This is a genomic window from Allobosea rubneri (genome assembly GCF_032464875.1).
GTDB classification, from domain to species: domain Bacteria; phylum Pseudomonadota; class Alphaproteobacteria; order Rhizobiales; family Beijerinckiaceae; genus Allobosea; species Allobosea rubneri.
Map to the genome: position 1 here is coordinate 17,866 of NZ_JAWDID010000032.1, position 11,500 is coordinate 29,365.

At 66.4% G+C, this 11,500-nt stretch carries 8 protein-coding genes; 3 read left to right on the forward strand and 5 right to left on the reverse strand.

Going from position 1 to position 11,500, the window contains the following annotated elements:
- Nucleotides 1-48: 48 nt before the first annotated feature.
- The 3 genes from RKE40_RS19095 to RKE40_RS19105 are packed head-to-tail and all read left to right on the forward strand — an operon-like array spanning nucleotide 49 to nucleotide 5,597.
- A complete protein-coding gene (locus RKE40_RS19095; protein WP_316019807.1) occupies nucleotides 49-1,839 on the forward strand; it encodes a type I secretion system permease/ATPase in 1,791 nt (596 codons plus the stop codon).
- Nucleotides 1,836-4,196, forward strand: coding sequence for a cadherin-like domain-containing protein (locus RKE40_RS19100; protein WP_316019808.1), 2,361 nt, complete (start codon nucleotides 1,836-1,838; stop codon nucleotides 4,194-4,196). The genes RKE40_RS19095 and RKE40_RS19100 overlap by 4 nt, the downstream gene beginning before the upstream one ends.
- A gap of 57 nt (nucleotides 4,197-4,253) precedes the next feature.
- Complete coding sequence (locus RKE40_RS19105) at nucleotides 4,254-5,597, forward strand: HlyD family type I secretion periplasmic adaptor subunit (protein ID WP_316019845.1); 1,344 nt, start codon at nucleotides 4,254-4,256, stop codon at nucleotides 5,595-5,597.
- A gap of 485 nt (nucleotides 5,598-6,082) precedes the next feature.
- Here the strand turns inward: RKE40_RS19105 and RKE40_RS19110 are convergent, their stop codons facing one another.
- The 5 genes from RKE40_RS19110 to RKE40_RS19130 are packed head-to-tail and all read right to left on the reverse strand — an operon-like array spanning nucleotide 6,083 to nucleotide 11,492.
- Nucleotides 6,083-7,060, reverse strand: a complete 978-nt coding sequence (locus RKE40_RS19110; protein WP_316019809.1) for a type II secretion system F family protein — start codon at nucleotides 7,058-7,060, stop codon at nucleotides 6,083-6,085.
- A 10-nt stretch (nucleotides 7,061-7,070) separates the two neighbouring features.
- The gene (locus tag RKE40_RS19115; RefSeq protein WP_316019810.1) at nucleotides 7,071-8,051 is read right to left on the reverse strand and encodes a type II secretion system F family protein; all 981 of its coding nucleotides are present in this window, start codon (nucleotides 8,049-8,051) and stop codon (nucleotides 7,071-7,073) included.
- Nucleotides 8,052-8,072: 21 nt separating this feature from the next.
- Nucleotides 8,073-9,518: a CpaF family protein gene (locus RKE40_RS19120; protein WP_316019811.1), complete on the reverse strand. Its 1,446-nt coding sequence runs from the start codon at nucleotides 9,516-9,518 to the stop codon at nucleotides 8,073-8,075.
- Between the two features lies 1 nt (nucleotide 9,519).
- On the reverse strand, nucleotides 9,520-10,776 hold the full coding sequence (locus RKE40_RS19125) for a CpaE/TadZ family protein (RefSeq protein WP_316019812.1): 1,257 nt from the start codon (nucleotides 10,774-10,776) through the stop codon (nucleotides 9,520-9,522).
- The gene (locus RKE40_RS19130) at nucleotides 10,776-11,492 is read right to left on the reverse strand and encodes a CpaD family pilus assembly protein (RefSeq protein ID WP_316019813.1); all 717 of its coding nucleotides are present in this window, start codon (nucleotides 11,490-11,492) and stop codon (nucleotides 10,776-10,778) included. Before RKE40_RS19130 ends, RKE40_RS19125 begins: the two co-directional genes overlap by 1 nt.
- Nucleotides 11,493-11,500: the final 8 nt, after the last annotated feature.

The following is an 11,500-nucleotide window of genomic DNA, read 5'->3' on the forward strand; positions in this document are numbered from 1 at the left end:
CTGCCTTTCCGACATTCCCCCGCGTGTGAATGCTGACGGATTGCGATCATGGCTTCTTCACGAGAACTGGCGAGCGCCAGAAGGCGCGATGCAGCGAAGCTCACGCAGGGCTTCCGTAGTGCCTTTATCTTCCTGTTCGTGATGTCCGGCATCATCAACATCCTGGCGCTGACCGGCTCGCTCTACATGCTCCAGGTCTACGACCGCGCCCTGACCAGCGGCAGCGTGCAGACCCTGGTGGCGCTCTCCACCCTGGCGATCGGGCTTTATCTGTTCCAGGGCGGCTTCGACGTGATCCGCTCGCAGGTTCTGGTGCGCGTCGGCGCCAGGCTCGACGAGGACATCGCGCCGATCGCCCATCGCGTCGCGATCGACATGCCCCGCTTCGGCTTCTCGAGCGCGGAGGCGCTGGAGCGCGGGCGCGATGTCGACACGGTCCGCGCCTTCCTGGGCAGCCAGGGCCCGAGCGCCCTGTTCGACCTGCCCTGGATTCCGCTCTATCTGGCCTTCGTCTACTTCCTGCATCCCTGGCTGGGCGCCCTGACGCTCGGCGGCGCCTTCATCCTGACGCTGCTGACGATCCTCAGCGAGGTGCTGACGCGCCGGCTGAACGGGACCACGCGCCAGGCCGGGATCGTGCGCAACGCGATCGCCGATTCCAATGCCCGCAACGCCGAGGTGCTGAAGGCGATGGGTTTCGCCCATCAGGCCGTCGCCCGTTTCGACAGCGCCAATCGCGAGCATCTGGAGCTGCAGACGCAGGCGAACGACCTCGGCGGAACCTTCGGCGCGATCTCGCGCGTGCTGCGCATGATCCTGCAATCGGCGATCCTCGGGCTGGGCGCCTATCTCACGATCAAGGGCGAGCTTTCCGCCGGCGCCATCATAGCGGCCTCCGTCGCCTCCGCGCGGGCCCTGGCCCCGGTCGACCTCGCCATCGCCAACTGGAAGGGCTTCGTCGCCGCACGTCTCGCCTTCGGCCGGCTGCGCGACACGGTTGTGGCGCTCAGCCAGGCGGTCGAGCCCATGAAGCTTCCGGCTCCGGCCAAGTCGCTCAAGGTCGAGAAAATCACGGTGGCCGCGCCGGGCACGGGGCAGATCCTGCTCAGCGAAGTCGGCTTCGAGATGGCGGCCGGGACGGCGCTCGGCGTGATCGGCCCGAGCGGCGGCGGCAAGACGACCCTGATACGCGCCCTGACCGGCATCTGGCCGACGCTGCGCGGCTCGGTCAGGCTCGACGGGGCCGAACTCAGCCAATGGCCGGAGGAGAGCCTCGGAGCCTCGATCGGCTACCTCCCGCAGGAGGTGAGCCTGCTGGATGCGACGGTCGAGGAGAACATCTCGCGCCTGAGCCCGCGTGCCGACGCCTTCGACATCGTCGCGGCAGCGGCGGCCGCCGGCGTCCATGAGATGATCGTCCGGCTGCCGAACGGCTACCAGACGCAGCTCGGCTCGCAAGGAACCGCGCTCTCGGCCGGGCAGAGACAGCGGATCGGGCTCGCCCGCGCGCTCTATGGCAGACCTTTCCTCGTCGTGATGGACGAGCCCAACTCCAATCTCGACGGCGAAGGCGAGGCGGCCCTCAACGCCGCGGTCGAAGCCATCAAGAAGCGCGGCGGCATCGCCATTATCGTCGCGCACCGGCCGAGCGCGCTCGTCGCCGTCGACTATGTCTGCCTGATCCAGAGCGGCAAGCTCATCGCATTCGGCCCGAAAAGCGAGATCCTGGTGCCCTCGGCGGGACATGGCGCAGGGGCCCCCCCTGCGCCATCGAGCGCTGCTCCGGTCACTCCGATGACCGGTCACTTCAATGCCAAACACGAACGGGTGTCGGCATGATCGAGGTCAAGGCTCTCAAACCCCAAACTCCCAACCTGCCGACGGCCGAGCAGATCTATCGTACGCCCGAGGCTGAAAGCCGGCCCGCGCGCTTGGTCGGCGCGGTCCTGCTCGCAATGGCGGCGATCGCGACCTACATCGCGAGCCTGTTCCCCAGCCTCGCCAGGTCCACTCCGGAGCCCAGCGCCGAGCAGCCGGAGGCAAAGCGCGGCGACGCGCCGGACGTGCTGGGCGCTGCGGCGGAAGAGGAGACGGGAGCGCTCGGCGAACGCGAGAGGGAGCCGGCGCTGGGTTCCGGCGCCCCAAGCGCGCCGGTAGGCGGGATCGCGGATTTTCTCGGGATCGATTCACCGCCGATCGATTATGAGCAGCTGCCGCTGCCGCGCTCGGATTCGCCAAGGGCCGCGTTCGGCCTCGACCTGCCGAGCAACGACAACCGCCTGGCACGCAGCTTCCAGGCCGTCGCGCCTGTGGGCGAGGGCGGGAGCTCCTCCAGGCCAGCCAGCTCCGTGTCGGAAGAAACAGGTGAGAAGGTCTCGCTGAAGCCGGTCAAAAGCGCCCCACAGGCCGAACCGACCGATAAGGCCAGAGATGAGAAAACCGGCTCCGATGAAAAGTCCGGCAGCGTCAGCGCCAGTTCGGAAGACCGCACGCCGCGCAACCAGGCTCCGGTGCTGCGCGGCGGCGTCGCGCTGCCCAGCATCGGGATGTGCGAGACACTGCTGGTCTCCATCGCGGCGCTGCTCTCCGGCGCGGTCGACGCCGACGGCGATACCCTTTCCATCGTCAACCTGCGGGTGTCGAGCGGAACGCTGACCCCGGTCGAAGGCGGCTGGATCTTCAAGCCGGCCGCCGGGTCTCACGGTCCGGTAACGCTGGAGTACGAGGTGAGCGACGGCAAGGTCGCGGTTGCGCAGACGGCCGGTTTCGAGGTGGTCGAGTTCAACGAGATCAACGGCACAGCGGCGGACGACATGCTGATCGGTACCGAATGCGCCGACATCATCTCGGGCGGCGACGGGGCAGACAACATCCACGCCCGCGGCGGCAGCGACATCGTCCATGGTGGCCTCGGCAACGACCATATCGTAGCCGGCGCAGGCGATGACCTCGTCCATGCGGGCGCCGGCGACGACATCGTGTTCGGCGGTGCCGGCGACGACATCATCCATGGCGAGGCGGGCAATGACCGCATCTTCGGCGGCGCCGGCAACGACCAGATCTCGGGCGGGGCGGGCAATGACGAGATTCATGGCGAAGACGGTGACGATACCTTGGCGGGCGACGAGGGCGACGACGTCATCTCAGGTGGTGCCGGCTCCGACATGATCGGCGGCGGCTCCGGAAATGATCGGCTTTCGGGCGGGACGTCCCCCGACTATCTCTTCGGCGGCCTGGGAGACGACGCCATCTTCGGCGAAGATGGCGACGATTTCATCGACGGCGGGCCTGGCGATGACGATATCGACGGTGGCCCGGGCAACAACATCATCCAGACCGGGAGCGGCAGGAACCGTGTTGTGGCCGCCGATGGCGACAACATCGTCATCGGAGGAAGCGGAGAGGATACGGTCACGCTTGGTGCCGGGCGCGACACGGTGCGCGCGGGTGGCGGGAATGACGTCGTCGACTCCGGCGCGGGCGACGACCGGGTCTTCGGCGAGGACGGCAACGACAAGATTTCCACCGGCGCGGGCAACGATATCGTCTCGGGCGGCAAGGGAAACGATACGATCGAGGCAGGTCCCGGCGCCGACCAGGTCAAGGGCGACGAGGGCGACGACACCTTCGTCGTGACCCTCGACCAGGATGACGATCGCTATGATGGCGGCGACGACACCGACACGCTCGACCTCTCCCGCACGACACAGGGCGTCGAAGTCGATGCGATCGCCGGCACGGCGAAGGGCGCCGAGATCGGCAAGGACATCGCCGTCAACATCGAGGCCATCATCGGCGGCAAGGGCGACGACAAGTTCGTGGTCGGCGACAAGCCGACGACGCTCACCGGTGGCGAGGGTGACGATGCCTTCGTCTTCGAGGTTTCGCTAGGCGATGAGCAGCGCGATCTCATTCACGAGATCCTGGACCTCGATGCCGGCGACCGCATCGTCGTCAAGCAGTACCAGCTCCGCAGCGACTTCGACGAGGCGGACGACGATCAGGCAGAGGCGGAAGGCGAGGACGACCGCTTCAATGCGACCTATGGCGAAGAGGAGACGGCGCAGCCGTTCCGGTTCCGCATCGAGAAGATCGACGGCAACGAACATACCATCGTCGACGTCTATCTCGAGCAGGACGACGAGCGGGATTTCTCGATCCAGGTCCTCGGAAACCACAAGTTCTATTACTTCTAGCCAGCGCAGAGCTACGCGTATTGCACCTCGGGTGCGGATGGAGTGGCCGCCGTGAACATGCAGAACTTCGATGCACGCCAGTTCGACGCGGCGCCCAAGGTGAACGAGGTCCCGGAGCGCCAGAGCAGCTTCCGGCTCAGGCGCCACGTCATCATCGGCTCGACGCTGGCGCTCGTGCTGATCGTCGGCTGCGGGGGCTGGGCCGCGACCGCCCAGCTCAGCGGCGCGATCATTGCCCAGGGCACCGTCAAGGTCGACCAGAACCTGAAGGAAGTGCAGCATCGCGATGGCGGCATCATCGAGCGGCTGGCCGTCCAGCAGGGCGACAGCGTCGCCGAAGGCCAGATGCTGATCCAGCTCGACGATGTCCAGACACGCGTCGAGCTGAGCATCGTCCGTTCGCAGCTCAGTGAAAATCTCGGGCGTAAGATCCGTCTCATCGCCGAGCGCGACAACCTTCCCGACATCGTATTCCCGCCCGGCCTGGCGGAGCTCTCCGAAGAGGCGCCCCACATCATCGAGGGCGAGACCCGGCTCTTCGCCGGGAACAAGACCAACCGGGAAAGCCGCAAGGAACAGCTCGAGATCGCCATCGTCCAGTCTGGCGAGGAGATCAAGGGGCTCAATGCGCGCAAGGTCGCCAAGGTCGAGGAGCTGAGGCTCGTCGAGCTCGAGCGCAAGAAATATCTCAGCCTCTTCGAGAAGGGCTTCATCGACGGAACCAAGGTCTACAACATCAACCGCGAATGGGCTCGGCTCCTGGGCGAGCGCGGCGAGATCGAGGCCGCCCTCGCCCGCGCGGCCCTGCGCATCAGCGAGGCGCGCCTGCAGATCATCGCTGTCGACGAGACCGCGCGCACCGAGGCGCAGCGCGAACTCCGCCAGGTCGAGGCCAAGGTGTCTGAGCTCACAGAGCGGCGCCTGGCGACGGAGGACCGGCTATCGCGAACCCAGATCCGGGCGCCGATCGCGGGTGTGGTCAACGAGCTCACTGTCTTCACCGTCGGCGGCGTGATCACGCCCGCTGCGCGCCTTGCGACGATCGTTCCCCGCCATGCGAGGCTCACCGTCGAGGTCAGGATCTCGCCGGCCGACATCGATCAGGTCAGGCAGGGGCAATCTGCCCGGTTGCGCTTCTCGGCCTTCGCCCGCAACAGCACGCCGGAATATCCCGGCACGGTCGTGCATGTCTCGCCGGCGACCTCGAAGGACCCCGCGACCGGCGCGACGTTCTATGTCGGCGAAGTGCAGATCGATGGCGACGCAGCAGCACTCGGCGAACGCAAGCTGCTTCCGGGCATGCCGGTCGAGGTTTTCATCTCGACCGAGGAACGGACGGCCTTCTCCTATCTCGCAAAGCCCTTCCTCGACCACGCTTCGCGGATGTTCCGCGAAAGGTAGGGCATCCGTCGCAAGGTCGGAGCTGGCCGGCGCCCGCGCTCGCGACAGGCTGCAGGATCCGGCGCCTTTGCCGTTGGCCTCGAGGCGTTCCGTATCGCCTGGCGAGCCTCGCAAGGGTCTCATTTATGATTCCGGCGCATGCCAATGCCGAAGGGGCCGGCGGCAGTCCGATTTCCATGAAGCTGATGCCGGGGCCTCGCATAGTAGCTGCCGGCTCGCTTGGGCAGCATAAAGAGCGCTCGCCGGGATGCCACCGCTGCAAGCGGTCTCGCGGACCGTCCGCTCGACGCGCCCGTAAGCAATCGGCTTGCCTGCGGGCGTGTGTTCGGGACGATGGAAATCGCCCCGCTCTTCCACATCGACCCCGCCGACGCGGAACAGCCAGAGCGTTCTATGAGGGCAATCGCTGAAATCGATGCCTTGTCGCCTAAAGCGGCAAGGCATCGCTCATTTCGATACGCGCGACGGCGCGCGCAGCGCCGCGATCATTGCATGTCGACCAGCTTGATGAAGGCCGGCGTCATGATGACGATGAACAGCACCGGCAGGAAGAACAGGATCATCGGCACGGTCAGCTTCGGCGGCAGGGCTGCGGCCTTCTTCTCGGCCTCGTTCATACGCTGGTCGCGGCTTTCCTGGGCGAGCGTCCGCAAGGCCGTGCCGAGCGGGGTGCCGTAGCGCTCGGCCTGGATCAGCGCCGTGCAGACCGACTTCACCGATTCCAGCCCGGTTCGCGCCGCGAGGTTCTCATAGGCCTGCCGGCGCTCCGCCAAATAGGACAGTTCCGCGGTACAGAGCGCGAACTCCTCGGCCAGCGGCACCGATTGGCTGCCGATCTCGGTCGAGACCTTGCGGAAGGCAAGCTCGATCGACATGCCGGATTCGACACAGATCAGCAGCAGGTCGAGCGCGTCGGGAAAGGCACGCCGCATCGAGAACTGGCGCTTCTTGGTGGCGTTCGAAAGATAGATTTCCGGGGCCTTGATGCCGAGATAGGCGGCAGCGATGGCGACCGCGATCCGGTTGATCTGCGACAGGCCGAAATCATTGACGAAAGTGACGTAAAACAGCGCGAACAGGAACAGGCCGATCGGCGTGACAGCCCGGAAGAACAGGAAGCCGATCTCGGCCTGCTGGCCACGGAATCCGGCCAACGCAAGCTTCTTCTTGGCGTTTTCGGTGCCGAGCCAGTCGCCGAGCTTGAACTGGTCGACGATCTGCCGCATGAACGCCTTCGGCTCCTGCCGCAAGGTCACCTTGTCCTTCTGGCGTGCCAGGCGATCGCGCTCGCGGGCGCGGATCTTGTCGCGCTCGGTCGCGACACTCTTCATCCGCTTGCCCAGCGCGTTGCCTTCGAGCAGTGGCGTGCCGACAGCGACGATCGTCGCAGCCACGGCAAGCCCGCTGAACAGCGCCAGCATGAACTGGAGGTTCATGGCCTTTTCGATGAGGAGCGCCAGCATCTTCCCCTCCTCAGATGTCGAAATTGATCATGTTCTTCATCACGATGACGCCGATCGTCATCCAGACGAGCCCGGCGGCCAAGGCGATCTGGCCGGTGGAGGTCAGCCAGAGCAACTCGATGTAGCGGGGGCTGGTCACATAAACGAGGAGCGCAACGACGACCGGCAGTGACCCGATGATCGCCGCCGAGGCCTTGGCCTCCATCGAGACCGCCGCAATCTTGTCGCGCATCTTGCGGCGCTCGCGGATGACACGGGAGAGATTGGCCAGGGTCTCGGCGAGATTGCCGCCGGTCTTCTGCTGGATCGCCAGCACGATGCCGAAGAAATTGGCCTCGGCGCAGGGCATGCGCTCGAACAGCTTGGTCGCGGCGTCCGTAAGGGAGAGACCCAATGTCTGCGACTCGACGATCAGGCGAAATTCGGTCCTGACCGGCTCCTGCGCCTCACTGGCGATGATACGCAGGCAATCGTTCAGCGGCAGACCGGACTTGATACCGCGCACGATGATGTCGATCGCGTTGGGAAATTCATTGGAGAAGCGCTTCAGGCGCTTCTTGCGGCGAAAGCTCAAATAGAAGGACGGCAGACCCAGCGCACCGACGACAAGCCCGGCGAGGCCGAGCACGCCGTTGCCCGACGCGATGAGCATGGCGAGGCCGGCGACGGCCGCGGTGATCGCGGCGAAAATGAAGTATTGTCGCCGCGACCAGCTCAGACCTGCCTGCTGGATCCGAACTTCGAGCGTCGCCTTGTTGCGCGCCTTTTCACGGTTCTCGATATCCTTGAGGCTCTGCGCGACCTGGCCGCGCTTTGCGCGATTCTGCGCCTCGCGATCGGCGGTGGCGCGGGTGACCACGGGACTCGCGAATTCCTTGCGCCGGCGCTCGGCCCGGGCCTGGCCGCTGAGCGAGGGGTAGAGCAGCGCATAGGCGACACCGCCCGCCGAGATGGCGGCAAGAAGGGCGGCAGCGATCAGCCCGTAATCCATGGCGCTGTCCCGTCCCCCCGGTTACGCCGCAGTCGCATCGTTCTGGCTCTCGAGCTCGTCGAGAGCGGACGCCAGACGTTGCTCCTCGCCGAAATAGCGCGCCCGTTCCCAGAAGCGCGGCCTGCCGATCCCGGTCGAGCGATGGCGGCCGATCAGCTTGCCGTTCGGATCCTCGCCAAGCACGTCATAGACCATCAGGTCCTGGGTGATGATGACGTCTCCCTCCATCCCCATCACCTCGGTGATGTGGGTGATGCGGCGCGAGCCGTCGCGCATGCGCTGCGCCTGGATGATCACGTCGATCGAGGAGCAGATCATCTCGCGCAGGGTCTTCGACGGCAGGCTGAAGCCGCCCATGGTGATCATCGATTCGATGCGGCTCAGGCATTCGCGCGGGGTGTTGGCGTGCAGCGTGCCCATCGAGCCATCATGGCCGGTGTTCATCGCCTGCAGGAGGTCGAAGGCCTCCGGTCCGCGCACCTCGCCGACGATGATGCGCTCGGGCCGCATGCGCAGGCAGTTCTTGACGAGGTCGCGCATCGTAACCGCGCCGGTTCCCTCGAGATTGGGTGGACGCGTTTCCAGGCGCACGACATGCGGCTGCTGCAATTGCAGCTCGGCCGCGTCCTCGCAGGTGATCACGCGCTCGTCGTGCTCGATATAGTTGGTCAGGCAGTTGAGCAGCGTCGTCTTGCCCGAGCCGGTACCGCCCGAGATGACCAGATTGCAGCGGACCTTGCCGATGATCTTGAGGATCTCGGCGCCAGGCGGCGCGATCGCGCCGAACCGGACGAGCTGATCCAGAGTCAGCTTGTCCTTCTTGAACTTGCGAATGGTCAGGGCCGGGCCGTCAATGGCGAGCGGCGGGGCGATGACGTTGACGCGCGAACCATCGGCGAGGCGGGCGTCGCAGATCGGCGAGCTTTCGTCGACGCGGCGCCCAACCTGACTGACGATACGCTGGCAGATATTCATCAGCTGGGCGTTGTCGCGGAAGCGGACATTGGTCAGCTGGATCTTGCCGCCGGTCTCGATGAAGGTCCGGCCGGCACCGTTGACCATGATGTCGGCGATGTCGTCACGCGCCAGCAGCGGCTCGAGCGGCCCGTAGCCGAGAACGTCGTTGCAGATATCGTCGAGCAGTTCCTCCTGCTCGGCGATCGACAGCACGACATTCTTCAGCGAGATGATCTCGTTGATGATGTCGCGGATTTCCTCCCGGGCAGACTCGCCGTCGAGCTTGGCGAGCTGGGAGAGGTCGATCGCCTCGATGAGAGCACCGAAGATCATGCTCTTCATCTGGTAGTATTCGTCGGACTTCGCAGACTCGACGGGTGCCGGAGGCGGCGGCGGGCGGCGCGCTTCGACAGCCGCCGGCCGTGGCTCAGCCAACCGGGCGGCCGCTGCCGCGGGCGGGGCCATCGAGGCCTGGGCGAGCGGCAGGGTGGCGTTGCGCTTGCCGAACATCTCAGGCCTTCCGGCGCATCAGCTTGGCGACCAGCGGCTCGAACAGGCTGCGCTTGCCGCGCTTGGCTTCGCCACGCCCCGTCAGCGCCATCGCGATCTGGACGAAGGCCTCGGCGACCTTGCCGCCCGATTGGACCTCGGCGATCATCTGCCCGTTATTGGCGGCCGTCCCGAAGAGCTGCGCGTCGAAGGGAATCGCATTCAAGACCTCGATCCCGAGAGCCTTGGCGAACTCGGCTGCGTCGATCTCCGGCCGCTTGGCGATTCCGACCTGGTTGAGGATCAGCCGCGGCACGGAATCGTTCGGCCGCGCCGCGCGCAGCAGGTCCATCAGATTCTTGGCGTTGCGCAGCGAGGCAAGCTCGGGCGCGGCGACGATCACGACCTCGTCGGCACCGATCAGCGTGCGCTTGGCCCAGCCCGTCCAGATATGCGGCACGTCCAGCACGATGCAGGGCACGCTGGCACGCAGCAGGTCGAGCAGCAGATCGAACGAATCCTCACCGAGATCGATGGTGCGGTCGAGAACCGCCGGCGCCGCGAGAAGAGCCAGGTTCTCGCTGCAGCGCGAGAGCAGCCGGTCGAGCATGTTGGCATCGAGGCGATCGGGCGCGAACACCGCTTCGGCGATGCCCTGCGGGGGATCCTGGTTGAAGTCGAGCCCTGCCGTGCCGAAGGCGATGTCGAGATCGACGATCACGGTCGAGGCGTCGAGATTGCGGCCGATCGCCCAGGCGAGGTTATGCGCGACGGTCGAGGCGCCGACACCTCCCTTGGCCCCGACCACAGCGATGGTTCGTCCGAGCGTTTCGGCGCCCGGCGTGGCGTAGAGTTCGGAAAGCGTCCGCAGCACATCGAGCACGCCGAGCGGGGCGATCAGATAGTCGCTGACGCCGCGGCGGATCAGGTCGCGATAGAGCTGGACATCGTTGACGTGGCCAATGACCACGACCTTGGTCCCGGGGTCGCAGCTCTCGGCCAGGGCGTCGAGGCTGGCGATCAAGCGCGCCGGCTCGGTTGCCGTCTCCAGCACAATGACGTTCGGCGTCGGCGCAGCGCGAAACGCCTCGACTGCCGCCGCCGGGCCGCCCATCTGGATACGGGTCTGCGCCTTGTCCATGCGCCGGTCGGCCGTTACCGCCTGCATGGCGGTGGCGACTTCCTGCGTCTCGCAGAAGGCCTGCAAGGTGATGCGCGGCAGCGGCGCGATAATCTCCTCGCCGGTCATGTCCGGCTCATGAAGCGTCCCTTCCGCCATCACTTGCCTCCGACGGCTTTGCTGATCGCAGACTGCTCCTGGCGATACTCGGTCGACGGATCCTTGCCCTCGCGCAGCTTCCTGATCGCTTCCATGCGCTTCTGGGTGTCCAGCCGGCCTTCGCTGCGGGCGCGGACGAGATCGAGCGGGTCGGCGACCTGCGCGGCGAGATTGGCCTGGGTCGAGCAGCCGAGATTCCACAGAGGCTGGTTCGAGGCATCGGTCTTGTAGCTCGAAACGCCGGCGTCTTCCGGCCATTGCCCGCAGGCATGCGGCAGGCCGGCCTGAAGCGAGGCATAGGTCAGGCGGATCGGTGAGGCGAGGCCGGGATCGACGACCGGATAGGTCCTGACCTGGAGCGCGCCCTGGGATACGCCGGCCTGCGCCAGCGAGCGGCGAATGCCGTCGAGCGTGTCGCGCGCCGCTAGCTCCCTCCCGGTACCGGTCGGCACCTCGGCGACCAGGCCGCCGCGGCCGCTGCGGCGATAATCCTGACCGAAGCGGGCGACATCGTCGGCCTGGCGCGGATCGAGGCCTCCACCGGCGCGACCAACGAAGACATCGAGCGAGCGCGGCGCATCGCGCAGGACGATCGGATGGCGCTCACGCGTGTCGAAGGGCGCCCCCCCCGCCGTGAGGTCGCCCTTGGCGCAGGCGCCGAGCGCGAGCGCGGCCGCGAGAACGGGCAGGAGACCTGCCGGGCGACGACGGCTCATCTGGGTTC

What these genes read in the sequence shown, in the direction of transcription:
- RKE40_RS19095 (WP_316019807.1), top strand. Translation starts at nt 49, where the DNA reads ATGGCTTCTTCACGAGAACTGGCGAGCGCCAGAAGGCGCGATGCAGCG.
- RKE40_RS19100 (WP_316019808.1), top strand. Translation starts at nt 1,836, where the DNA reads ATGATCGAGGTCAAGGCTCTCAAACCCCAAACTCCCAACCTGCCGACG.
- RKE40_RS19105 (WP_316019845.1), top strand. Translation starts at nt 4,254, where the DNA reads ATGCAGAACTTCGATGCACGCCAGTTCGACGCGGCGCCCAAGGTGAAC.
- RKE40_RS19110 (WP_316019809.1), bottom strand. Translation starts at nt 7,060, where the DNA reads ATGCTGGCGCTCCTCATCGAAAAGGCCATGAACCTCCAGTTCATGCTG.
- RKE40_RS19115 (WP_316019810.1), bottom strand. Translation starts at nt 8,051, where the DNA reads ATGGATTACGGGCTGATCGCTGCCGCCCTTCTTGCCGCCATCTCGGCG.
- RKE40_RS19120 (WP_316019811.1), bottom strand. Translation starts at nt 9,518, where the DNA reads ATGTTCGGCAAGCGCAACGCCACCCTGCCGCTCGCCCAGGCCTCGATG.
- RKE40_RS19125 (WP_316019812.1), bottom strand. Translation starts at nt 10,776, where the DNA reads ATGGCGGAAGGGACGCTTCATGAGCCGGACATGACCGGCGAGGAGATT.
- RKE40_RS19130 (WP_316019813.1), bottom strand. Translation starts at nt 11,492, where the DNA reads ATGAGCCGTCGTCGCCCGGCAGGTCTCCTGCCCGTTCTCGCGGCCGCG.